Genomic DNA, 23,891 nt, shown 5'->3' with positions numbered 1-23,891 from the left:
GTGGCCTCCCCCCCCCCCCCCCCGCCCCCCCCCCCCCCCCCCCCCCACCCCCCCCCCCTCCCCCCCCCCCCCCCCCCCCCCCCCCCCCCCCCCCCCCGCGCCCGTCATCCTCCACCATGGCGAGCGGCGCTCCCGTGACGGGTCGCAGCCGACGCCACGGGGTTCAGGCCCGCCGCAGCCGCAGCGTCACCAGTTCGAACGGCCGCAGCCGTACGGTGATCCGGTTGCCGTCCCGGCCCGGTGCGGCCGCCGCGGACAGCGGTCGCTCCAGCAGGTCCGTCACCGTCACCTCCGCGACGTCGAAGCCGGCGGTCAGGGTGGCCCGGGCCCGGCCGCCGTGGGCCTCGTGGAAGCGGACGACCACGTCCCCGCTGCCGTCGTCGGCGAGCTTCACCGCCGAGACCACCACCGCGTCGTCGTCCACGGTGACCAGCGGGGCGACCTCGTGCGCCCCCGCCAGCCGCCGCTCGGGCAGATTGATCCGCCAGCCCTCGCGGACCGCGTCCCCGATCCCGGCGCCGGGGACCAGGGCGTGCCGGAAACGGTGGACACCCTGGTCGGTCTCGGGGTCGGGGAAGCGCGGAGCACGCAGCAACGACACCCGCACCGTCGTGGTGGTACCGCGGTCGCCGTCGGACCGCCCGGCCCGGGTCACGTCATGGCCGTACGTCGAGTCGTTGACGACCGAGACACCCCAGCCGGGCTCCTCCAGATGGACGAAGCGGTGGTTGCAGGCCTCGAACTTGGCCGCCTCCCAGGAGGTGTTGGTGTGGGTGGGCCGGAAGAAGTGCCCGAACTGGGTCTCGGAGGCGTACCGTTCGGCGTGCAGGTCGAGCGGGAAGGCCAGCTTGAGGAACTTCTCCGTCTCGTGCCAGTCGACCTCGGTGTCGATGACCAGCCGCCCCTCGCCCGCCGGCAGGGACAGCACCTGGACGACCCGGGAGTCGCCGAAGGCACGGACGATCCGCACCGACGCCCCGTCGTCGCCGGGCAGGACCGACTCGGCGTCGGTGAGGTCGGTGACGGTGTGGCGATAGAACTCGTCGACGTCCCAGGCGTCCCACATGTTCGGGAAGTCCGGGTGGAGCTGGAGCAGGCCCGCCGCCGCGCCGGGCGCGATCGCCTCCCGGCCCGCCGCGAGGTCGTACGCCGACACCACCAGGCCCTGGGCGTCGACCTCGATCCGCAGCAGCCCGTTGTCCAGCGTGAACCCGCCCTCCTGGCGCGGTGCGAGCGTGGTGGCGCCGGCCACGGCCGGGGTGCCGGCGCCGCCCGCCGGGACACCATGGCGCAGGTGCGGGGCCCCGTTGAAGACCAGCTCGGTGGTGCCCTCGCCGGCCAGTGCACGCTGGGCGGACTCGATGATCGCGGTCAGTTCGGCGGCGAGGCGGTCGTATGTGGCCCGCGCCTCCCGGTGCACCCAGGCGATGGACGAGCCGGGCAGGATGTCGTGGAACTGGTGCAGCAGGACCGTCTTCCAGATCCGGTCCAGCTCTTCGTAGGGGTAGGGGAACCCGGTGAGCACCGCTGCCGTGGCCGCCCACAGCTCCGCCTCGCGCAGCAGGTGCTCGCTGCGGCGGTTGCCCTGCTTGGTCTTGGCCTGGCTGGTGAGGGTGGCACGGTGCAGTTCGAGGTACAGCTCACCCACCCACACGGGGGGTTCGGGGTATTCGGCCTCGGCCTTCTCGAAGAAGGCGCGGGGTGTCTCCCACTCGACGGTGGCCGAGCCCTCGAGGTCGCGCAGCCGGGCCGCCTTGGCGACCATCTCGCGGGTGGTGCCGCCGCCCCCGTCGCCCCAGCCGGTGGGCGCCAGCGAGTGCCGGGCCCGGCCCTTGTCCTTGAAGTTCCTCGCCGCGTGGGCGATCTCGCTGCCCTTCATGGAACAGTTGTAGGTGTCGACGGGCGGGAAGTGCGTGAAGATCCGGGTGCCGTCGATGCCCTCCCACTGGAAGGTGTGGTGCGGGAACTTGTTCGTCTGCGACCAGGAGATCTTCTGGGTCAGCAGCCACTTGGAGCCGGCCGCCTTGATGATCTGCGGCAGGCCCGCCGCGAAGCCGAAGGTGTCGGGCAGCCAGGCCTCCTCGTTCTCGATGCCGAACTCGTCGAGGAAGAACCGCTTCCCGTGCACGAACTGGCGGGCCATCGCCTCCGAGCCGGGCATGTTGGTGTCCGACTCCACCCACATCCCGCCGGCCGGCACGAACCGGCCCTCCGCCACGGCCTTCTTCACCCGCGCCCACACCTCGGGCCGGTGCTCCTTCACCCACGCCCACTGCTGCGCCTGGGACATGGCGAAGACGAACTCCGGCTCGTCCTCGATGAGGGCGGTCATGTTGGACGTCGTACGGGCCACCTTGCGCACCGTCTCCCGCAGCGGCCACAGCCACGCCGAATCGATGTGCGCGTGCCCGACGGCGCTGATCCGGTGCGCGGACGGCACGGCGGGCGTGGCGAGCACCTCCGCCAGCCGTGCCCGCGCCCGCTCCGCCGTGCCGCCCACGTCCTGCAGGTCGACCGCGTCGAGCGCCCGGTCCACGGCGCGCAGGATGTCCCAGCGGCGCGCGGAGTCCACCGGCAGCTCGGCCATCAGCTCACCCAGCACCTCCAGGTCCAGCACCAGCTGCCACACGGTCTCGTCGAAGACGGCGAGGTCCATGCGGGTCAGCGTGTACTGCGGCTCGCTGCCGGCGGTGTCCTTGTCGCCCAACCGCGTGGGCAGGAAGGGGTGGTAGTCCAGGACGACCGGATTGGAGGCGGCCTCGATGTGCAGGCGCACCTCCTCGCCGCCCGCCACCGGCGCACCGATCCGCACCCACTGGTTACGGGGGTTGAGACCCTTCACCGGGCTGCCGTCGGGCCGGTAGATAAGGCCCTCGCACTGGAAACCGGGCATGTTCTCGTCGAAGCCCAGGTCCAGCAGCGCCTCGACGGTCTTCCCGGCCCACGCCTCGGGCACGGTCCCGGTCACCCGGAACCAGCTCGTGCCCCACGGCGCACCCCACCGGGTGCCCACCGCGATCGGCTCGGGCTCGGCGGCCAGACCCTCCGCGACCGGCACCGGCTCGCCGGGCGCGTGCCAGACGGCCACGTCGAGCGGCACGGACTCGGGGTACACGGCGGGACGGATGCGTTCGTCGAGGACCCGCTTGAGGCGGGCTTCGATCAGCGTGCGGTCGTCATGCATGCGGGATGCTCCGTAAGTCGTCAGAGGGTGGTTACCAGGGTGGGCGACGGGCGCGGGATCTTCACCCGGAACCGCTCGCCTGCGTCGTACCCGCCCGTGCCGCCGGGAGCACCTGCCCGGCCGTGACCACCTCGGTGATGCCACGCGCCCGGAGGTGGCCGGTGTCGTCGGCGCGGACGTCGAGGACGGTGGTGGGACGGGCCCCGTCGGCGGCCAGCCGGAAGAAGGCCTCGAACACGGCCCCGCCGGGGGCGAGCGCGGTGCGCTCCCCGGGATCGGCGGGGACGACGAGGGCGGTGGTGCGCGGCGCCGGGGCGCTCCGGGGCTCCCGCGCGGCGCGGGCCAGGACCTGCGCGGTGTCCTTGGCCTGCCGGTCGTTGGTCAACAGGCCCAGGGTGTACTCCAGCTCCGGGAAGTCGGCGAGGTCGCGGGAGACGTCGTGCGAGCACCACCAGGTGACGCCCCACAGGTCGGGACAGTCCAGGACGCTCGCGAGGGTCGCCTCGGTGAAGGCGGCGGCGTGTTCGGCGGGGATCAGCGGGGAGGGTGCGCCGACCTCCTGCAGCCAGACCGGCCGGTGCGGGTCGTCGGCCCAGGCCTTGCTGAGTTCGACGAGATAGGCGGCGTGCTGCTCGGTGGGCACGGAGGTACGGCCGTGACGCTGCGCGGTGCCGTTGAACACCCAGGAGTGCACGGCGGTGACGGCGCCGTACCGGGCGGCCTGGGCCGGGGTGAACGGCATGTCGTGCTGGTACCAGGTGGCGTCGTACTCGGCGTGCAGGTGCAGCCGGCCGGGGGCGCCCTCCTCGCAGGCGGCGAGCATGCGTTCCAGCCAGGCGTCGGTCTGCTCCGGCGTGGCCCGGTCGGGGTCGGGGTGCGGGTCCGCGGAGAACTGGTTGATCTCGTTGCCGAGCGTCATGCCGATGAAGTTGGGCCGGCCGGCCAGAGCGGCGGCGAGGGTGCGCAGATAGGCGGCCTGGCCGTCGATCACGTCCGGGTCGGTGAACAGGTTGCGGCGGTGCCAGGTGCGGGTCCAGGCGGGCAGGAAGTCGAAGCTGGACAGATGCCCCTGGAGGCCGTCCACGTTGACGTCGAGGCCGCGCTCGGCCGCCGCGTCGGTGAGCTGCAGCAACTGGTCCACCGCCTGCGGCCGGATCAGGCTGCGGTTGGGCTGGAAGTAGGGCCACAGCGGGAACACCCGGATGTGGTCCAGGCCCAGGGCGGCGACGGAGTCGAGGTCGGCGCGCACGGAGTCGAGGTCGAAGTCGAGCCAGTGGTGGAACCACCCCTGGCTCGGGGTGTAGTTGACGCCGAAGCGCACGGCTGGAGGCATACGAATTCCTAGAGTGCGTGGGTGGGGGGTGTCAGCGGTGGGGGGTGTCAGCCCTTGACCGCTCCCTCGCCGACCCCGCGGAAGAAGTAGCGCTGGAGGCAGGCGAAGAGGGCGATGAGCGGTGCCACGGCGATGACCGTGCCCGCGGCGACCAGCCGCTGGTCGTTGGCGAAGGTGCCGTGCAGGTAGTTCAGGCCGATGGTCAGGGTGAACTTGGACGGGTCGCCGAGCACGATGAGCGGCCACAGGAAGTCGTCCCAGGCGCCTATGAAGGCGAAGATGGCGACGACGGCGAGGGTGCCCCTGACCGAGGGCAGGGCGATGCGCAGGAACCGCTGCCAGACGTTGGCCCCGTCGACGTAGGCCGCCTCCTCGATCTCGTAGGGCAGGCTGAGGAAGGCGTTGCGCATCAGCAGCACGTTCATCGCGCCGATGCAGCCCGGCAGCACCACGCCGACGAGCGTGTTGTTCAGCCCCAGGCTCCGCATGGTCGTGAACTGGGCGATGATGATGCTCTCGGCCGGCACCAGCATCGCCAGGATGAAGACCAGGGAGGCCACGCGGCGGCCCCGGTAGCGCAGCCTGGCCAGTGCGTAGCCGGCGAGCGCGGAGCCGACGCAGTTGGTGATCACGCTGGCGGCGGCCACCTTCAGCGAGTTCAGCGCGTAGTCCCACACCGGGATGATGTCGGCGACCCGGGTGTAGTTGCGCAGGGTGGGGTGCTCGGGCAGGAACGAGGGAGGGGAACTGTAGATGTCCTCCGTGGGGCCCTTGAGCGACGTCGACAGCTGCCACACGAACGGGCCGATGGTGAGGGCCAGCACGGCGAGCAGCAGCAGATAGCGCAGCGCGAGTTCCCAGGCCCGGACGCGCCGGCCGTGGTCGTCGGTGAGGCGGGCCCGGCGGACGGTCCGCCGGTCCGGGAGGGGGGTCCGGTCGGTCATGCCCGTACCTCGTCCTTCCGGTCCGCGCGCAGCACCAGCAGCATCAGCACCACGGTGATCACGAAGACCACCACGGAGATGGCGGAGGCGTAGCCGACCCGGCCGCTCAGGCCGGTGCCGGTGCGCTGCACGAGCATGACGAGGGTGGTGTCCTCGCCGGCCGGGCCGCCGGTCGGGCCCGCCATCAGGTACACCTCGGAGAACACCTTGAAGGCGGCCACCGAGGACAGCGCGGCGACCAGGACCATGGTGGAGCGGACGGCGGGCACGGTGACCGAGAAGAAGCGGCGCACCGGTCCGGCGCCGTCCACGGCGGCGGCCTCGTGCAGTTCGCGCGGCACGTTCGCCAGCGCGGCGAGATAGATGATCATGTAGTAGCCGAGGCCCTTCCACACGGTCACGGCCATGGCGCTCACCAGCAGCAGCCACTGGTCGCTGAGGAATCCGACGGTACCCGCACCGAGCGTCTCCAGCAGCGAGTTGACCAGGCCGCGTTCGTCCAGCAGCCACACCCAGATCAGGCCGACCACGACGATCGAGGCGACGACCGGGGTGTAGAAGGCGGAGCGGAAGAAGGCGATGCCGGGGATGTTCTTCTGCACCAGCAGGGCGAGCAGCAGCGGCAGGATCACCAGCGCGGGGACGACGCCGAGGACGTACAGGGTGCTGTTGCGCAGGGCGATCCAGAAGGTGTCGTCGTGCAGCAGCTCACGGAAGTTGTCGAGCCCGACGAAGTGCCCCGGGATCAGGGTGCGGCGGTCGGTGAAGGAGTTCACCACCGTGGAGACGAACGGGTACAGCACGAACGCGCCGGTGACGAGCAGACCGGGTGCGGCGAACAGCCACGGACTGGTGGGCAGTTGCCGCCGCACCCGGGAGCCGGAGGGGGCGGGAGAGGAGGACACTGCGGATCAGCCCTGCTGCAGCAGCTGGTCGCAGGCCTTGACAGCGTTGTCGAGGGCTTCCTTCGGGCTCTGCTTGCCCTGCAGTGCCTTGGCGACCTCGTTGCGCAGCGCCGTCTTCATCTGTTCGCTGAACAGCACCGGCGTGTAGTTGACGGCCGTCCTGAGGGACTTGGCGGCGGCCACCCGGACCCGGGTCTCGTCGGTGCCGTCCTCCTTGGTGAAGTACGGGTCGTCCAGGGACCCGGCGGTGCTCGGGAAGATAGCGACCTTCTTGGCGAAGGACATCTGGTTCTGCGCGTCGGTGACGAAGTGCGCGAACGCCACCGCCGCGGGCTTCTGCTTGGACTGCGCGTTCACCAGCAGGCCCATGACGTACATGTTGACGTGCCCGGTGCTGGTGATCTGGTCGGTGATGCCGATGTTCTTGTACAGGCTCGGCGCCTGCGTCTTGAAGTTCTTCAGGTCCAGCGCGCTGCCGGGGTTCATGGCCACGGCGCCGGTGAGGAACTTCTGGCCGGACGACTCCGGGGTGGCGGTCAGCGCCTGCGGGTCCAGTGCCTTGGCGTCGTACAACTCCTTGTACCTGGTGAGGAGTTCCACACCCTTGGCGTCGTTGAAAGCGAAGCCGGTGCCCTGCTTGTTCATCAGCTCCACGCCGTAGCGGCCGAAGTCCTCGATGGTGGGCACGTTGGCGAGCGTGGCGACCTTGCCGTCGGTCTCCTTCGCGATCCGCAGGGCGTCCTCGAACAGCTCGGGGTACGCCTTCGGCGGCTGGGCGGGGTCGAGACCGGCGTCCTTGAACAGGGTCTTGTTGTAGAACAGCGGTCCGGTGTTGAGGTACCAGGGGAAGGCCCAGGTGCCCGGCAGGCCCGGGACCTCGGAGCTGCTCCACGCGCCCGGCAGGTACTCGCTCTTGTACTTCGCCGCCGCCTTGTCCTTGTCCAGGTCGAGGGCGAGGCCCGCCTTGGCGAGCGGGGCGGCGAGGTCGGGGGAGACGTTGACGACGTCGGGCAGGGTGCCGCCGGCCGCCTCGGCGCTGATCTTGTCGGCGTAGCCCTCCGCGGGCTGGTCCACCCACTTCACCTGGGTGCCCGGGTACTTCTTCTCGAAGTCGGCGATCAGCCCCTCGAAGTAGGGCTTGAAGTTGGCGCGCAGGTTCCAGGTCTGGAACGAGATGGTGCCCTGGACCTTGCCCGAGGCGTCGCCCGAGGAACTGTCACCGTTCCCGGAGCCGCAGGCACTGAGCGGCAGCAGGGTCGAGGCGACGACAGCGGTGGCGAGGATTCTGCGGGATATGCGCACGGCTGGAGGCTCCTTCACACAGCGGGCTACGGCGACGATGCCGGCCACGGGTACAGGGGCAGACCTTGCATCCTTCGGTGGAAAAATGTCAATGGATTCGACCCGCGAACCCGCTCTTGGTTGGCAAAACACCAGGTCAGACGGCTCACGTGAGAGGACTTGCGCAGATCGCTAATGCGCTTTAGGTTGAAGACGCTCAAGCGCTTTAGCGTGCAAGTGCCAGGGAATGGGAGCGGAAGTGTCGGGCAAGCGTTCACCGGCTCGCCGGCCGACGATGAAGGACATCGCGCAGCGTGCCGGAGTCTCCGAGAGCGCTGTCTCCTTCGCGCTCAACGACCGCCCCGGTGTCTCCGAGGGCACCCGGGCCCGCGTGCGCCGGGTGGCCGAGCAGCTGGGCTGGCGGCCGAGCACCGCGGCACGGCAGCTGTCCGGCGAGGGTGCCGCCACGATCGGATTCGTGCTGGCCCGCCCCGCGCACACCCTCGGCGTCGACTCCTTCTTCCTGCAACTGGTCTCCGGGATCCAGGAGGTGCTGGCGGAGCGGCATCTCGGGCTGCTGTTCCAGGTGGTGGAGGACATCGCCGACGAATGCGCGGTCTACCGCACCTGGTGGGCCGAGCACCGGGTGGACGGCATCCTCATGGTCGACCCCCGCACCGACGACCCCCGCCCCGAGCTGCTCGAGGAACTCGGCCTGCCCGCCGTGGTGATCGGGGGCGCGCCGGCCGAGCTGCACCCCGGACTGTCGGCGGTGTGGGCGGACGACGCCGGCGCGATGGCCGCGGTCGTGGGGGAGTTGTACGCCCTGGGCCACCGGCGGATCGTGCACATCGCCGGGCTGCCCGGCCTCGCGCACACCCAGCGGCGGATGCGCAGCCTGCGGGCCGAGGCCGATCGGCGCGGCCTGACCGAGGTCCGCTCGGTGACCACCGACTACTCGGACGCCGAGGGAGCGGCCGTCACCCGCCGCGTCCTGAGCGGCCCCGCCGCCCCCACCGCGCTGATCTACGACAACGACGTGATGGCGGTCGCGGGAGTGGCCGCCGCGGCCGAACTCGGCTTCGCGGTGCCCGAGGACGTGTCGGTGGTCGCGTGGGAGGACTCCGCCCTGTGCCGGATGGTCAAGCCCTGGCTGTCCGCGCTGTCCCGGGACAGCGTGGCCTTCGGCCGCACCGCCGCGCGGGAGCTGGTCTCCCTGCTCGACGGTGCCTCCCCCGGGACGGTCCAGGTACCGCTGCCGGAGCTGATCGGCCGGCAGAGCACGGGGCCCGCGCGGGGCGCCTGAGGCCGCGGCGGGCACCGGTGGTCAGGACACCAGGGACTGCTCCTGCAGCTCCGTCAGCCGCACGGTGCACAGGCCGCCGCGCTCGGCCTTGACGTCGGTCACCTTCAGCTGAGTGCCCGGCAGGAGGACGAACTCCTCCTCGCCGGTGAACGCGGAGAAGTCGCGGATGCCCACGGCCCGGGCGGGAGTCACCTCGAACAGCGTCCGCTTGCCGCGGCTGCCGAGGAACGCCTTGGCCACGCCCAGCTCGGACGTGCACGAGGACACACCCCACCAGGTCACGGTCCGCCCGAGCGGATACTGCCCCCGCAGATCCAGCGACACCCCGCGCCACAACGGCTCGGTGCGCACCGGCAGATGCGACACCGCCGAGAACAGCAGCCGCAGATACGGCAGGTACGGAACGAGCCTGGACCGGTCCGGCGAGCGCAGGATGGCGTTGATCTCCCGGTAGAACGCCGACTCGCAGGTGTAGAGGTAGAGGGCGGCGATCGCGTCGGCGGACAGGCCGTCGGGCGCGTCGTCCGCCCGCCGCTCGCCGAACTCGCGGGACCGCTCCACGTGCCGGTCCAGACCGGTCAGCAGCGCGGCCACCGGGGCGACGGCCTCGGGGAAGTCCATGAGGGGGGTGTCGAACACCCCCGTGATCGCGGGAAGGACGAGCCCCTCGTCCTTGACCCCGGCGAGGCGGTCCAGGTAGAGCTGGTGCAGTTCCATGGTGGACGCGATGAACGCGCCCATGCGGTCGGCGACGTCACCGTCGGTCGCTCCGGTCTGCGCCGCGGCCTTGTTCCAGCCGGTGCTCGGCAGCCAGTCGATCTCGTCGGCGCCCAGTGACGCGAGGGCCTCGTTCACCATCCCGAAGTGGTCACCGTCGCAGAAGATGTCACCCTGCGCCGCGGGGTTGGCGTGGTCGATGTGCCGGACCTCGACCTCGGGATACTTCTTCTGGATTTCGAGAACGACCTTCTTCAGGCTGCGCGCGTGCGCCCCCCACCACGCGAAGACGACCCCGCGGTCCTCCTCGTCGGCGCTCTGCTTGGCCCGGAGGATCTCCTCGACGATCCGCTCGGCGACCGGCCGCCAGAACCCGGTGTGCCGGTCGGTGCCGATCGCCCCGTCGCTGCTGGCCGTCAGCGCCGCGTTCAGCAGCAGCACGCCCTGGGTGAGCATCGCCTGGAACCACTCCGGAGGCTGCACGGTGTCCCGCTGCTTCAGCAGCGCGCGGATGTCGGCTATCGGGGTCTTCTTGGGAATGCCGTACTTCCACATCGCCGCCGCCTTGATGATGCAGCGGATGCTGACGACTCTGCCGAACTGGCTGTCCTTCCAGTCGTGGAAGGTGTTGTCGAACATGGCGATGCCCGTGGCGCTCTCCGGCCGCGGGTACGGATTCTGGCCGAAGACGACGACCTTCCACTGGTGCGGCGCGTTGGGTTTGAGCGCCTGGAAGGTCAGTTCGCGGACGGGGACGACCTCCGGGCCGCGGCCCGTGCCGATGAACGCGGCCGCGTCCGGCTGCGCCTCGATGACCGGCTTCAGCAGGGGAAGCCAGGGTTCACCACCGCCCTCGAACAGTTCCGTGAGGGCCAGCGGGTCGTTGGGGCCGGGCGTGGCGGGGGTGCGGGCATCACTCATGGCGGCGGGACTCCGAATGGTCGAACTGCGCTGGTGGAAGGCCTGATCGGCGAAGTGATCGTGAGGATATGCCGGCCCACTGACAGCGCCCTCGGGGTCCGTACGGCGCCGCTCTTGTCAGTGGCGGGCGCTAGCGTTCCGAGCAGTTGAGTGACCGTTCCCGATCGGAGTGAACATGACCGTGGACCGCGTGCAGGAGCCGCTCAGGGTGGTGCTGACCGACATCAACAGCGCAGTGGTGGAAGCTTGGAGAGCGGCGTTCGCCGACACCCCCGAGATCGAGATCCGCAACGGCTCCCTCCTGGACGAGGACGTCGACGCCTGGGTGAGTCCCACCAACTCCCGTGGCCGGATGGACGGTGGGGTCGACGCGGTCGTCAAGCGCCATCTCGGCGCGGGCATCCAGCTGCGGGTGCAGAGGGCGATCCGCGGCCGGTTCGCGGGAACGCTTCCGGTGGGCAGCGCGGTGTGTGTTCCCTCCGGGGCGGTCACGCCGAGGTTCCTGATCTCGACGCCGACGATGGAGACGTCCTCGCAGAACGTCAGCGAGACCCTGAACGTGGCCCTGGCCTGCGCGGCCGCCTTCCAGGCGATCCACCAGCAGAACAGGAAGGCGCCGGGCAGTATCCGGTCGGTGGCGCTGGTCGGTATGGGTGCCCGGACCGGCCGTGTGCCGGCGCGGGTGTGCGCCAACCTGATGTGGTCGGGCTACACCCTCTTCCACGACCACTCCTTCGAGGACTACGACGACCTGCGCGGCACGATCGTCGCGCAGCTCGACGACATCGAGAGCGCCCCCGTCGAGAAGAGGGTCCGCATAGCGCCGCCCCGGCGCACCGGCTCGCGCCGCTGACGCACTCGACCGCGCCTCCGGGGCGTTCGCGGTTCGTGCCTCAGGGGCGATCCGAGGTCGTAGGAGATCCGTGGTTCCGTGTGGGTCCGGCCGTCTCCGCCACCCTGATGGCGCTGACCGGGCAGGAGCGGGCCGCCTCCCGGACCATCGGGTCGCCCGCACCGTCCTCACGGCCCGGGAGCAGGGTGCTGTAGCCGTCGTCGTCCTGGGCGAACACACCCGGGGCGGCGAGCGCGCACTGCCCCGCTCCGATGCAGACGTCCTTGTCGATGTCGATGTCGATGTGCATGGGCGAAGGCCTCTTACCAGGTCACGGGGAGTTCCAGCATCCCCTGGATCGTGTCGCCGGGTTTGAAGGGGATCTGCTCCGCCGGGGCGGCCAGCCGCAGCCCGGGCAGGCGTGCCAGCAGGCTGCCGAGGGCGATCTCCAGCTCCGCGCGGGCCAGGTTCTGGCCCAGGCACTGGTGGATGCCGAAGCCGAACGTCAGGTGGTGGCGGGCGGGACGGTGGAAGTCCAGGGTGTCGGGCTCCTCGTACAGGGACGCGTCGCGGTTGATCACGGAGGTCGCGAAGAGCACGCCCTCGCCGGCCCGGATCGTGACCCCGGCGATCTCGATGTCCTCCAGCGCCACCCGCTGCAGCCCCTCCGCGATGGACAGCATCCGCAGCAGTTCCTCGACGGCGGCGGGCAGCAGTGCCGGGTCGGCGCGCAGCTCGGCCGGCCGGTCGGGGTGCCGCAGCAGCGTGAAGGTGCCCAGGGAGATCATGTTGGCGGTCGTCTCGTGGCCCGCGATCAGCAGGATGACGGCGAGCGCCACGAGTTGGTGACGGTCCAGGATGCCGTCGCGCAGCTGGTGGTGGACGAGGTCGTCGAGGACGCCGTCGCCGGGCCCGGCCCCCTTCGCCTTCTCGTCGATCAGCCTGCCGAGGTAGTCCTCCAGCCGTGCACGGGCGTCCTGGGTGTCGGCGGCCGTCGGGCCGCGCAGCAGCCTGCGGGACTGTTCCTCGAAGAACTCGTGGTCGGCGTACGGCACCCCGAGCAGACCGCAGATCACCATCGACGGCACGGGCAGCGCGAAGGCCGAGACCAGCTCGGCGGGCGGACCCTGCGCGATCATCGCGTCCAGTCGCTCGTCCACGATGCGCTGGATCAGGGGCCGCATCCCGGCCGCGCGCTTGAGGGTGAACGACGGGATCACCATCCGCCGCTGCCGGTGGTGCTCGGGGTCGTCCACCCCGAGCAGGGCGACCCGGCGGTCACGCACCCCCGCGAAGCGCTCCGTGGGGACGGGGAAGTCGGGACGGCGGCGGTTGGAGGACAGCCGGGGGTCGGCGAGCAGGGTGCGGGCGGTTGCGTGCGCGGTGACCAGCCAGACCTCGCGGCCGTCGAAGAGGGTGGCGCGGGACAGGGCCCGTCCGTCGCGCAGGGGCTCGTATCCGGTGGGCGGGTGGTAGGGGCAGGTGCGGTCCTGGGGGAAGGCGACGGGGTCGGTCGCCGGACCGGTGATGTCCGTCAGTTCCGTCATGGAAAGACCTCGCAGACGAAGTAGTGCGTCGTGCCGATCATCATTAGATGCCCCAGGCATCTAAGAGGCGATGACAAGTTCGGCCACTTCGGTGATTCCTGTGATCTGGCCGAAGAAGGGGCTTCGGAGGGACGGGAACCGGCCGGAACCGGCGCTCCGGCCGCTGTGCCCATGCGCCGCGAACGGACCGACTCGACCGAACCGGCCGACGTGAGAGGTTCTGCGGCCGCCTTCCATGCGAACTGTGATAAATCATTGCTGAATTCTGAAAACGGGCAAGTGTATAAGTTTCCGACCGCCGCTTCGCTATGTCACCGGCAGACGGGGGCAAAGGATGAGCACGGACGACCGCCTCGCGGTGACGACCGGGATCGCACGGCTGCACGCGTCGCCCGGTCTTGCCGGGCCCGGCCGGCTCGGCCTGGTGACCAACCACACCGGTGTCCTCCCCGGCCTGCGCCCGGCCGCGCCCGCGCTGCTGGAGGCCGGCGCGCGGCTGGTCGCTCTGTTCGGTCCCGAGCACGGACTCCACGGCACCGGCCAGGCCGGCGAGAGCGAGACCGCTCAGGCGGACCCCGTCACCGGCCTGCCGGTCCACGACACCTACCGGTGCGGCGGCGAGCGCCTCGACACACTGCTGGTCGACAGCGGCGTCGACGCCCTGGTGTACGACCTGCAGGACATCGGGGCCAGGTTCTACACCTATGTGTGGACCATGTTCGACCTGATGGTCTCCGCGGCCCGTACGGGCGTACGGTTCGTGGTCGCCGACCGGCCCAATCCCCTCGGCGGACGCGTCAGCGAGGGACCGCCGCTCGACCCGGCCTGGGCCAGCTTCGTCGGGCGCGCCCCCATCCCCGTCCGGCACGGCCTCACCTGCGGCGAACTCGCCCGGCATCTCAACGCCTCGATCGTGCCCCGAGTTGCCGGCCGCGTCGCCGACCTCACGGTGATCGAGGCCCACGGATGGGAGCGCGCCATGGACGCGGAGGCCACCGGCCTGCCGTGGGTCGCGCCGTCGCCGAACATCCCGACGCCCGCCACTGCCACCGTCTACCCCGGCACCTGCCTGTTCGAGGGCACCAATCTCTCGGAGGGCCGTGGCACCACGCGGCCCTTCGAGATCGTCGGGGCCCCCTACCTCGACGCCCGCTTCGCGCCCTCCCTCGCCGAGCTGGCCCTGCCCGGAGTGCACTTCCGTGACCTGCGCTTCGTACCGACCTTCCACAAACACGCCGGACGGCCACTGCGCGGAGTCCAGCTCCACGTCACCGACCGCGAGGCGTTCGCTCCCGTACGCACCGCCGTCGCCATGCTCGCCACGCTCCGGCGGCTGTACCCCGACGAGTTCGCCTGGCGCACCGTGGACGGCGGCGCGGAATGGACCGACCACCGTCACTTCATCGACCTGCTGTGGGGGTCCGACCGGCTGCGGCGCGCCGTCGACGCGGGCGACGACCCGCTGCCGCTCTGCGATCCGCCGGCACCGCCCGGCCGGTGGGCCGGCGACGACGTGCTGCTCTATCCCTGACACCCCCCGGCCCCACCGCTGCGACCTGCCGCCCCGCCCCGGAAAGGAGCAGACGCCCATGACGACTCGACAGCCGCCCTGCACGCCCCTGCCGCACCTCCGCGCCGACCGGCCCGCCCTGGTCACCCCGCACCGGACCGAGGCGGCGCCGCGGGCGACGGACGACGCCGTCCGCGACCCGCGCATGGAAGGACAACCCCCTCGATGACCGACCGCACGACGACACCCCGGGCCGGGATTCGAGGCTTTCGCGTGGGAGATGGCCCGCAGATCGTGGAGGCGTGGCGCCGAAGTGCGCCGGCCGACCCCCTCACCCCGGACCGCTTCCGCTCGCTGGTGCTGCTCGACGCCAACTTCGATCCGGAGGGACTCCGGGTCGCCGCCGACGGCGACCGTGTCCTCGGCGCCGCCTACGCGGTGCGCCGTCTGACGCCGATGACCGGCACCGACCTGGAGCCGGAGCAGGGCTGGATCCCGTTCTTCTTCGTCGACCCGGCCGCCCGCGGCCGCGGCCTGGGCCGCCGGCTGCTGACCGACGCCCTCGACTGGCTGGGCGGCCACGGCCGCACCCGGGTGGACTTCGCGTCGTACACCCCGAACTACATCCTCCCCGGCCTGGACGCCGAGGCGTACCCGGAAGCGGCCGGGCTCCTCGAGTCGCTGGAATTCCGCACCCTGTACGAGGCGGCGGCGATGGACCGCGGGCTGGTCGGCTATCGCCTCCCGGACGATGTCGCGTACCGCCTGGACGAGCTGACGGCGCAGGGCCACCGGTTCGCCACCCCGACCGACGACGACCTCGTCGAACTCGTCGCGCTGGCCGGGAACCACTTCAACCCGGACTGGGCGCGCGCGATCCGGGAGTGCCTGGCCGCGGGCACGCCGCTCGACCGGATCGTCGTCGTCCGGGACCCCTCGGGCCGCCTCGTCGGCTGGGCGATGCACGGCACGTACGAATCGGTGGAGGAGCGGTTCGGCCCGTTCGGCGTACTGGAGGAGACACGCGGCAGCGGCATCGGAAAGGTCCTGCTCCACCTGGTCCTGCAGCGGATGCGGGCGCGCGGTGCGCACGGCGCGTGGTTCCTGTGGACCGGCGAGCGGTCCCCGGCGGGCCACCTGTACCGCAAGGCGGGGTTCACCACGACCCGGCTGTTCCGCGTGATGCGCCGGGAGGCCACCCGATGACCCCGTCACACCACCCCGGCGGCCCGAGCCCCGGTCAACCACCACCGCACGCCCGTGGCCTGAGCCTCGAACAACCGCCACCGCGCGCACGTCGCCTGAACTCCGAGCAACCGCCACCGCGCGCACCTCGCCTGAGCCGCCGTCACTTCGCGCTCGCGCTCCCCTCGGCGCTGCTCGCCTCCGGATGCGCCGCGCCGCACCAGGGCACCGGGCGGCCCGGGGATCCCATCGTCCTCACCCTGCTCTCCCACTACGCGAGCGGGGAACTCAAGGAGGCCCTGCAGGGCCCGGTCGACGAGTGGAACGCCACGCACGACCGGGTCAAGGTGCGGACGAAGGCCGTCGAGTTCACGGACCTGCTGACCACGTTCATGGTCCGGCAGGCCGCGGGCCAGGGCGCCGACATCCTCCACCCGTACTGCCTGTGGAACGGTCAGCTCGTCCAGGCCGGCGTCCTGCGGCCCGCTCCGGCCGAGCACGCCGAGGAGATCACACGCGGCTACAGCGAGGCCGCGGTCGCCTCCTCGTCGGTGCGGGGCAAGGTCTACGGCTACCCCACCGAGGCGCAGACCTACGCCCTCTACTACAACAAGCGGCTGCTGCGCGAAGCCGGCATCGACGGCCCACCGCGCACCTGGCGGGAGCTGGAGGAGACGGCCCACCGCACCGCCGAGCGGGACCGGTACGGCAACACGCTGGTCCAGGGGTTCGGGCTGTCGACCTACGACGACTCCACCACCGTCGGCCAGACGCTCGCCCTGCTCAACGCCGCCGGCGGAGCGTTCGTGGCCGCGGACGGCAGGAGCACCACGATCGAGTCCCCGGCCGGCCGGGCCGTGTTCGACCTGGAGCACCGCCTCGTCGCCCAGGGCGCGAGCGCCCCCGGCATCAACGTCTACAAGGCGTTCCGGTCCGGGCAGGTGGCCATGGTGGTCAGCGCCGGCTGGTGGACCGGGAGCCTGAAGGCCCAGATGGGCAAGGACTACCGCGATGTCGGCGTGGTGCCACTGCCCGTTCCCGAGGCGGACGACGAGCGCGCCACGCTCTCCACCGGTTTCATGCTGGGCGTCAACGCGGCCAGCGAGTACCCGCGCGAGGCCTGGGACTTCCTGCGCTGGCTCAACACCGAGAAGGTGCGCGTGAAAGGCGGCAGGAAGGGCGCGACGGCGACCCGGATGAGCGCCCTGCAGGTGTCGGTCGGCTCCCTGACCGGCCGCGCCGACGACATGCGGACGCTCCTGAGCGAAGGCGGCGATCCCAACCAGCGCCCCTTCCTGGACGCGCTGGCGTACGCGGTGCCGGAGCCGAACGTGCCGGGCGCCCAGCAGGCCAAGTCGCTGCTGCGCAAGAACATCGAGGCGTTGTGGACCGGTCAGCAGTCGGTCGACGAGGCACTGCGTACCATCCGCCGTCAGGTCGATCAGGAGGTGGCGCGGTCATGGTGAACGCGCTGGCGCCCGAGCCCACCGAGAGGGCGACGCACAGCCCGGGGGCCGCGGGTCCCACCGTCGAGGGCCGGGCCCGCACCTGGCGCCGGCGCCGCCAGACCGTCGTCGCCTACCTCTTCCTGGCGCCGGCCCTGCTGTTCTTCGCGATCTTCCTGATCCTGCCGCTCGGCTTCGCGCTGCTGCTGTCGATGTCCCGCTGGGCCGGGTTCGACCTCGGCGACATCGATCCGGTCGGCCTGGACAACTTCACCGGCCTCTTCGCGGACGGATCGACGTTCCTGGCGCCGATCCTCACCAACACGCTGCTGTTCGCCCTGGGCACCGTGGCCCTCGCCCTCGCCGGATCCGTGCTCGTCGCCACCTGCATCGACAAGCTGCGGTTCCAAGGGGTGTGGCGCACCCTGTACTTCCTGCCGATCGTCACGACCGTCGTCGCCGTCGGCAACGTGTGGAAGTACATGTACGAGCCCGGCGGTCTCGTCAACGGTGTCCTGAACGCCCTCGGGCTCGGCTCGGTGGCGTTCCTCCAGGACCCGGACACCGCGCTGCCCTCCGTCGTGGTCGTACAGGCCTGGGCCTCGGTCGGCACGGCGATCCTCATTCTGACCGCCGGGCTGAAGTCCATTCCCGAGTCGTACTACGAGGCCGCCGCGCTCGACGGCGCCGGGCCCGTCACCGTCTTCTGGAAGATCACACTGCCGCTGCTGCGGCCCTCCCTGCTGTTCGTGTGCATCACCCAGTTCCTCACCGGTCTGCAGTCGTTCGCGCTGATCATCGTGATGACCAAGGGCGGACCGGGTGACGCGACCGATGTGGCCGCGCTGGAGATGTACCGGCAGGCCTTCAGCTACGGCGACTGGGGCACCGCGAGCGCCGCCGCCTTCGTGCTGTTCGTGGTGGTCCTCATGGTCACCCTGGCGCAGTTGTGGATGTTCCGGCGCAAGGGGGAGGACGCATGATCCGCCGCCGTTTCCCGTGGCTGTCGTACCTGCTGGTCGTGACCGGAGCCGTGCTCACGGTGGTGCCGTTCCTGGACATGGTGATGACGTCCTTCAAGGGGCCCGGTGAGTCCGGCACGCTGCCGTACCGGTTCCTGCCCGAGGCGTTCGACCTGTCCAACTACCGGGCGGCGATCGACCAGCTCGATCTGCCGGTGCTCTTCCGCAACAGCGTCGTCGCCACCGCCGCGATCACCGGATCGGTGCTGCTCACCTCGTCACTCGCCGGCTACGCGCTCGCCAAACTCCGCTTTCCCGGGCGGGACTTCGTCTTCCGCCTGGTGCTGTCGACGATGATGTTCCCCCCGTTCCTCTTCTTCGTCCCGCGCTTCCTGATCCTGGTGCACTGGCCGCTGGCGGGCGGCAACGACCTGTTGGGGCGCGGGGGCGCGGGCCTGACCGTCAGCATCGTGGCACTCGCCGTGCCGTTCCTCGTCAACGGCTTCGGGATCTTCCTGATGCGTCAGTTCATGGTCTCGATCCCGGACGAGGTTCTCGAGGCCGCACGCATCGACGGGGCCGGCGAGTTCACCGTGTGGTGGCGCATCGTGGTGCCGCAGACCAAGCCGGTTCTGGTGACGCTCGGGCTGCTGACCTTCGTCGACGCCTGGAACGAGTACATCTGGGCGCTGCTCGTCTCGACCGCGAACCCGGACGTGATGACCCTGCCCGTCGGCATCCAGCTCTTGCAGGACCATGTCGACCCGACCCGCACGATGCCCATCGTCATGGCCGGCCTCGTCCTGAGCGTCCTGCCCGTCCTGATCCTCTTCCTGCTGCTGCAGAAGCACTACATCCGCGGCGTCATGCTCAGCGGCCTCAGGTGAAGCACGCAACGTCCACGACCGGTCGGCGCGTGACCCGGTGCACGGTGACATCGGCCGTTCCGGGGCACCGCTACATCGACAGAACCCTGCGGAATCTGAAGCGGGCACTGGAAGCGGCCCGTCAGGCGTGACCGGTGCTGGTTCCCGGCGAACCCGCGCGAGAGGGACGGGAACCGGTCGATCAGGGATGCCGGTGTGCCGAGGTTTTCCGCCAGGAGGCCAGCTGATGCCGGGTGGCGAGGGCGTCCGGATGCTCGGGGCCCAGCACCCGTTCCCGGACGGGCAGTAGCTCGGCCAACGCCTGAGCGGCACCCGCCGCATCCCCCGCCCGCCCCTGGCAGCAGGCCAGCTGGTGCCGGGTGGCGAGGGTGTCGGGGTGCTCGGGGCCCAGTACCCGTTCCCGGAGGGGCAGCAGTTCGGAGAGTGCGGCCGCGGCGCCGGCCGGGTCGCCCGCTTCCCCGCGCCAGGAGGCCAGCTGGTGCCGGGTGGCGAGGGTGTCGGGGTGCTCGGGGCCCTGCACGCGCTCCAGGAGGGGCAGCAGTTCGGAGAGTGCGGCCGCGGCGCCGGCCGGGTCGCCCGCTTCCCCGCGCCAGGAGGCCGCCTGGCGCCGGGTGGTGAGGGTGGCCGGGTACTCGGGGCCCTGCACACGTTCCCGGACGGGCAGCAGTTCGGCGAACGCCTTCGCGGCCCCCGCCCTGTCTCCCGCGCGTCCCCGCCAGTAGGCCAGCTGGTGCCGGGTGGCGAGGGTGTCCGGATGCTCGGCGCCCTGCACCCGTTCCCGGAGGGGCAGCAGTTCGGCGAGCGCGGCCGCCGCACCCGCCGCGTCCCCGGCCCGCCCCCGCCAGGAGGCCAGGTTGTGCCAGGTGGTGAGGGTGCCTGGGTGTTCGGGGCCGTCCACTTGTTCCCGGAGGGGAAGCAGCTCGGCGAACGCTGCGGCAGCACCGGGGATGTCACCCGCCAGCCCCTGATTGAAGGCCAGGTTGTGCCGGACGGTGAGGGTGGAGGGGTGCTCGGCTCCCTGGGACTGCGTGAAGGCGCTGAGGAGAGAGGCGTACAGCCGTGCGGCCTTGCGGTAGTCGCCCGCCCTGCCCGCGTCTTCGGCGGCGGCCAGCAGCGCGTGCACGTTGTCCGGGGCGATGAGGCCGGGTGCCGCGTTGTCCGGCGGGTTGTCCTGGACAACTCCGTCCGCCGAAGGGTCCGGGACGAGGTCGTGCGTGATGCGCTGCAGCATCTGGTCGTCGTGGTCGTTGACGGCCGCGGCTCGCGCCAGGGCCTGGTCGATGTCGTCACCGACCGGATCGGCGGTCGCGGCGTCCGGTGCGGGCCGGTCGGCCGGGGAGCGGCCCGTGGTGTCGGACGTGCCCGTGCGCAGCCGGTCGAGTTCGTCGGTGAGCTGCTCGACCTGGGCCTGGACCCGGGCGGCGAGTTCTTCGGCCTGGCGCTGTTTCTCCTGCGCGCGCTGGAGTTCCTGCTGGGCGCGCTGTTCCTGCACCAGGGCCCGGGTGAGCTGTTGCTGGGTCTGCCGCAGCGTGTCGGAGTCCGCGTGCGCGGCCTGCAGCTGGTCGCGTTCGCCGCTCAGGTCGGTGATCCGCCGCTCCAGCCTGTTGATCATCGCGAGAAGGATCATGACGAGTTTCGCGGAGTTCCCGGCGGCCTCGCGCAGCTGGTTCTGCTGCTCCAGGGAGCGCGTGAGCCGGTCGTAGATCTCGACCTGCTGGGCTCGCGCCTCGGCGAGTTCCAGGGCGGAGGCGGTGGGGGGAGGGGGCTTCACCGGCGAGGGACGCGCGGCGGCTCGCAGCAGTCTGTCGGCTTCCGCCAGGCGCCGCTCACGCAGCCTCGGTTCGGGAACCGTCGCATGGATCAGCGTGGTCACGAACCTCTGGTCGGGGAGCTTCCCGGCCAGATGCTCGCTGATCCTGCTCTTCGAGACGTGGATCTCCCCGGCCAGCGCGTGCAAGGTCTTGCCGCTGGCGTCGACCTGCGCGCGCAGGAACACGGCGAGCGTGTTCGCCTCCGCGCTCTCGGCCCGGATCGGCCCCCAGGGCCTGCCTCCCCGCCCCGCCATCGGCGCTTCCCCCTAGTCGTAGCCGAAAGATGTCGTACCCGAGCGAGGGTTGTCCGCTCCCGTCCCGGGACAACCCCTCCGTTTTCCGGACCTTACCTGCGGCAACGCCCCGGACGGGCGTGAACTACCGAGCCAGGCGGCACAGTTGCCTCACCGCACCGCGGGAACCCACCGAACTCCGGCCACAGGAGGTCACCGTGCTGCCGACCTGGCTGCCCTCGCCACGCATCGTGGGCGCGCTCCAGCGCGTCCTGCTCGTCGCCCTGCTCACCCCCGCCGTGCTCGTCGCCCTCGTCGCGGCGGTCCCGGCCCTGATCCTGCTGCCGTTCCTCCCCGGCGGCACCGACCGCGCCATCAAGCTCCTCACCGCGCACACCCGGTACTTGAGCACCCTTCTGACCAGCAGCCGACCGGCCCCGTAGAACGGACCCGAGAAGCGGAGCCCGGCCATGATCTCTGCTCGGTCCGCAGTTGTACTGTGACCCGATGCTCTTCACCGTAGGCACGACTCGCACGCCACCGACGCCCGGCCACGCAGTACTCGTGCGGGACAACTGGGACGACTACGGCTTCAAGACGACCTTCGGTCTGTACTGCCACAACGGGCACCACGCGGTGCGCGTGGGCACGGTGAAGATCGCCTTTCACGGCCTGGAAGCCGGGGCGGGCCCCGTCGCCCTGCCGGACTCCTTCGAGGAACTGGACGATTCGTACTTCTCGCTGGGAACGGATGACGGCTACTACGCCACACTGCGGGACGAGTTCGACGAGGAGACACGGCTGACGATTCTGCGGGCTCTCAGAGACGTCGCCCGCGACCCGCACATGTTCGAGCGGGCGCAGAGCGAGCCGGTCATGACCAAGTCCCTTCTGCGGGGGACGGACGCCGACACCGCGCGGACTCAGTTCCGCCGCATCGCCGGCGGCGGCCCCACCAGGTCGAAGTTCTCCATCCGCTACCAGCAGGATTCCGCTTCCGACGCCTGCCCGGACCTGGCACTGGACCTCAAGGTGGACCCCGAGACCAAGCCGCCCAGCAACATCCACGCCCTGATCGGAAGCAACGGAGTCGGCAAGACCCGCCTGCTGCACAGGATCGCCCAGGTCACGCTGTCCCGGCAGGGGAGACTACGGGGCAGCTTCCTCCAGGACAGGTCCGAGCATCGCCTGCATCCCTTCAACAACGTCGTCTACGTCTCCTTCAGCGTCTTCGACGCGCACAAGCCTCACACGCCTCGCCACAAGGAGGTGGCCTACCAGTACGTGGGCCTGAAGACCGACGGAGGCATCAAGGACCAGCGGGCGCTGGCGACGGAGTTCGCGGCATGCGTCGAGAAGTGCAACACCACGAGCGGGGCGACCGCCCAGCGGTGGCAGGGGGTCCTCGCACGGCTCGAAGAGACGGACCCCCTCTTCCACGACCTCGAGATCTCTCAGCTCGGCAGGGCGGACGAGCCGTCGGACGCGGCCCGGTTGTTCGGCTCCTTCAGCTCCGGTCATGCCATCGTGCTGCTCACTCTCGCGCACCTCGTCCTGCACACCACGGAACGGACCCTCGTCCTCATCGACGAACCCGAGGGCCATCTGCATCCACCGTTGCTCTCCACGTTCGTCCGGGTGCTGTCCGAGATCCTGATGGATCGCAACGGGCTGGCCATCGTGGCCACACACTCGCCGGTGGTGCTGCAGGAGACGCCGCGCGAGGCCGTGTGGGCCCTGCGCAGGGTGGGGGACGACCTCCGGGCCGACCATCCCGAGATCGAGACGTTCGGGGAGAACGTCGGCGTCATCACCAGGGAGATCTTCGGCCTGGAGGTTCGCCGCACCGGGTTCAACCAGCTGATCCAGAAACTCGCGGACCAGGGCATGTCCTTCAGTGACATCCTCGACGAGTTCGGTGACAACCTGGGCGCGGAGGGAAGGGCGCTGGCCCGCTCGGCGACGCGTCGTCGGGAGCGGGCGGTCTGATGCTCCGTCTCGCTCTTCCCACGTTCGGCACCCGAGAGGCGTTCGGTCTCTGCGTGAGCGCCTTGATCAGCCGTCGCAAGCTGACGCTGTTGTCCGGGTACGAGGACGCGGTCGTCGCCGCCGCCGCGTCCTTCGAGACCGCCTGCACGACCTCCAGTCTGCACGAACTGGATCCGGCGGACTTCCGCCCCGCCGAGGAGGACGCCGACGACGCGGCTGACCTGATCGACATGTATGTGCGCCGGATGGCCCCCGACCACCCAGGACGTCCGGTCTACGAGGAAGCGCTCAACCGCCGTACGAAGTGCCCCCTGTGCGGCGTGGGAACCGTACGGCAGGTGGATCACCATCTGCCCAAGTCGGTCTTCCCCTACCTCTCCATAGTCCCGGTCAACCTGGTGCCGGTGTGCGCGGACTGCAACTACGCGAAGGGGGAGCACTACCCCAAGACCCACGGGGAACAGACACTGCACCCGTACTTCGACGACATCGACGAGCAGCGATGGCTGCGGGCCCGGCTCATCACCCTCTCCGAGAGCGGCGAGGCGTACCCGGCGCTGCCGGGCGACACCCCGGCCGACTGGATCATCGACTTCTACGTGGACCCGCCGGCCACCTGGGAACCGCAGCTCACCGAACGGGTCACCCACCACTTCTCGGCGTTCAAACTCGCCTCTCTCTATGAAGATCAGGCAGCCGACGACCTGACGGGAATCGCACTCCTCCTGGACGAGACCCACGAGGAAGGCGGAAGCGCGGATGTACGGGAACTCCTGCGGTCATGGGCCCGCTCGCGAAGACGCCTTCGCACCAACACATGGATGGTGGCCCTGTACGAAGGTCTCGCCGACAACGCCTGGTACTGCGGCGGCGGCTTCCGCCAGGTCGCGGCCGGATGA

The 23,891-nt window shown here is 70.7% G+C and carries 20 protein-coding genes; 11 read left to right on the top strand and 9 right to left on the bottom strand.

The features are described 5' to 3' along the window. Positions 1–163: 163 nt before the first annotated feature. The 5 genes from ACZ5CW_RS19595 to ACZ5CW_RS19575 form a co-directional block, all read right to left on the bottom strand. Positions 164–3,184: an alpha-mannosidase gene (locus ACZ5CW_RS19595; protein WP_468602900.1), complete on the bottom strand. Its 3,021-nt coding sequence runs from the start codon at positions 3,182–3,184 to the stop codon at positions 164–166. A gap of 61 nt (positions 3,185–3,245) precedes the next feature. After that, positions 3,246–4,517 carry a glycoside hydrolase 5 family protein gene (locus tag ACZ5CW_RS19590; protein ID WP_468602898.1) on the bottom strand — a complete coding sequence of 424 codons (1,272 nt, stop codon included), beginning with the start codon at positions 4,515–4,517 and terminating at the stop codon, positions 3,246–3,248. Between the two features lie 47 nt (positions 4,518–4,564). Then, positions 4,565–5,461 (bottom strand): carbohydrate ABC transporter permease, encoded by an 897-nt coding sequence (locus ACZ5CW_RS19585; protein WP_468602896.1) that lies wholly within the window; start codon positions 5,459–5,461, stop codon positions 4,565–4,567. Further along, positions 5,458–6,366, bottom strand: a complete 909-nt coding sequence (locus tag ACZ5CW_RS19580; protein WP_468602894.1) for a carbohydrate ABC transporter permease — start codon at positions 6,364–6,366, stop codon at positions 5,458–5,460. Before ACZ5CW_RS19580 ends, ACZ5CW_RS19585 begins: the two co-directional genes overlap by 4 nt. A 6-nt stretch (positions 6,367–6,372) precedes the next feature. Then, positions 6,373–7,668: an ABC transporter substrate-binding protein gene (locus ACZ5CW_RS19575; RefSeq protein WP_468602892.1), complete on the bottom strand. Its 1,296-nt coding sequence runs from the start codon at positions 7,666–7,668 to the stop codon at positions 6,373–6,375. A 238-nt stretch (positions 7,669–7,906) separates the two neighbouring features. Between ACZ5CW_RS19575 and ACZ5CW_RS19570 the strand changes: the two genes are divergently transcribed. After that, positions 7,907–8,953, top strand: coding sequence for a LacI family DNA-binding transcriptional regulator (locus ACZ5CW_RS19570; protein WP_468602890.1), 1,047 nt, complete (start codon positions 7,907–7,909; stop codon positions 8,951–8,953). Between the two features lie 21 nt (positions 8,954–8,974). Here ACZ5CW_RS19570 and ACZ5CW_RS19565 read toward each other — a convergent pair whose 3' ends face one another. After that, positions 8,975–10,591 (bottom strand): ADP-ribosyltransferase domain-containing protein, encoded by a 1,617-nt coding sequence (locus ACZ5CW_RS19565; protein WP_468602888.1) that lies wholly within the window; start codon positions 10,589–10,591, stop codon positions 8,975–8,977. 175 nt (positions 10,592–10,766) lie between these two features. On the opposite strand from ACZ5CW_RS19565, the gene ACZ5CW_RS19560 reads away from it, so the two are divergent. Next, positions 10,767–11,444 (top strand): macro domain-containing protein, encoded by a 678-nt coding sequence (locus ACZ5CW_RS19560; protein WP_468602886.1) that lies wholly within the window; start codon positions 10,767–10,769, stop codon positions 11,442–11,444. A gap of 40 nt (positions 11,445–11,484) precedes the next feature. On the opposite strand, the gene ACZ5CW_RS19555 is transcribed toward ACZ5CW_RS19560, so the two are convergent. Together ACZ5CW_RS19555 and ACZ5CW_RS19550 are read right to left on the bottom strand one after the other, a co-directional pair. Next, the gene (locus tag ACZ5CW_RS19555; protein WP_468602972.1) at positions 11,485–11,727 is read right to left on the bottom strand and encodes a ferredoxin; all 243 of its coding nucleotides are present in this window, start codon (positions 11,725–11,727) and stop codon (positions 11,485–11,487) included. A 19-nt stretch (positions 11,728–11,746) separates the two neighbouring features. Next, positions 11,747–12,970 carry a cytochrome P450 gene (locus ACZ5CW_RS19550; RefSeq protein ID WP_468602884.1) on the bottom strand — a complete coding sequence of 408 codons (1,224 nt, stop codon included), beginning with the start codon at positions 12,968–12,970 and terminating at the stop codon, positions 11,747–11,749. Between the two features lie 334 nt (positions 12,971–13,304). Here ACZ5CW_RS19550 and ACZ5CW_RS19545 point away from each other — a divergent pair, with 334 nt between their 5' ends. From ACZ5CW_RS19545 to ACZ5CW_RS19520, 6 genes are read left to right on the top strand one after another with little or no spacing between them, the layout of a single operon-like run. Next, positions 13,305–14,501 carry an exo-beta-N-acetylmuramidase NamZ family protein gene (locus ACZ5CW_RS19545; RefSeq protein WP_468602882.1) on the top strand — a complete coding sequence of 399 codons (1,197 nt, stop codon included), beginning with the start codon at positions 13,305–13,307 and terminating at the stop codon, positions 14,499–14,501. 58 nt (positions 14,502–14,559) lie between these two features. Continuing rightward, the gene (locus ACZ5CW_RS19540) at positions 14,560–14,709 is read left to right on the top strand and encodes a hypothetical protein (RefSeq protein WP_468602880.1); all 150 of its coding nucleotides are present in this window, start codon (positions 14,560–14,562) and stop codon (positions 14,707–14,709) included. 44 nt (positions 14,710–14,753) lie between these two features. Next, complete coding sequence (locus tag ACZ5CW_RS19535) at positions 14,754–15,686, top strand: GNAT family N-acetyltransferase (RefSeq protein WP_468602878.1); 933 nt, start codon at positions 14,754–14,756, stop codon at positions 15,684–15,686. Beyond that, on the top strand, positions 15,683–17,131 hold the full coding sequence (locus ACZ5CW_RS19530) for an ABC transporter substrate-binding protein (protein WP_468602876.1): 1,449 nt from the start codon (positions 15,683–15,685) through the stop codon (positions 17,129–17,131). Before ACZ5CW_RS19535 ends, ACZ5CW_RS19530 begins: the two co-directional genes overlap by 4 nt. Continuing rightward, positions 17,125–18,093 (top strand): carbohydrate ABC transporter permease, encoded by a 969-nt coding sequence (locus ACZ5CW_RS19525; RefSeq protein WP_468602874.1) that lies wholly within the window; start codon positions 17,125–17,127, stop codon positions 18,091–18,093. Before ACZ5CW_RS19530 ends, ACZ5CW_RS19525 begins: the two co-directional genes overlap by 7 nt. Continuing rightward, on the top strand, positions 18,090–18,959 hold the full coding sequence (locus ACZ5CW_RS19520) for a carbohydrate ABC transporter permease (RefSeq protein WP_468602872.1): 870 nt from the start codon (positions 18,090–18,092) through the stop codon (positions 18,957–18,959). Before ACZ5CW_RS19525 ends, ACZ5CW_RS19520 begins: the two co-directional genes overlap by 4 nt. A 181-nt stretch (positions 18,960–19,140) precedes the next feature. Here ACZ5CW_RS19520 and ACZ5CW_RS19515 read toward each other — a convergent pair whose 3' ends face one another. Beyond that, a complete protein-coding gene (locus tag ACZ5CW_RS19515) occupies positions 19,141–21,024 on the bottom strand; it encodes a tetratricopeptide repeat protein (RefSeq protein WP_468602870.1) in 1,884 nt (627 codons plus the stop codon). Positions 21,025–21,221: 197 nt separating this feature from the next. Between ACZ5CW_RS19515 and ACZ5CW_RS19510 the strand changes: the two genes are divergently transcribed. The 3 genes from ACZ5CW_RS19510 (at position 21,222) to ACZ5CW_RS19500 (ending at position 23,891) form a co-directional block, all read left to right on the top strand. Beyond that, the gene (locus ACZ5CW_RS19510) at positions 21,222–21,446 is read left to right on the top strand and encodes a dTMP kinase (protein ID WP_468602868.1); all 225 of its coding nucleotides are present in this window, start codon (positions 21,222–21,224) and stop codon (positions 21,444–21,446) included. 64 nt (positions 21,447–21,510) lie between these two features. After that, complete coding sequence (locus ACZ5CW_RS19505; RefSeq protein ID WP_468602866.1) at positions 21,511–22,992, top strand: AAA family ATPase; 1,482 nt, start codon at positions 21,511–21,513, stop codon at positions 22,990–22,992. Positions 22,993–23,045: 53 nt separating this feature from the next. Then, a complete protein-coding gene (locus tag ACZ5CW_RS19500) occupies positions 23,046–23,891 on the top strand; it encodes a hypothetical protein (protein WP_468602864.1) in 846 nt (281 codons plus the stop codon).

The organism is Streptomyces sp. NPDC031379 (assembly GCF_055569615.1).
Note: the sequence above shows the minus strand (reverse complement) of the source record. Positions and strands in the feature narration are given on the sequence as shown.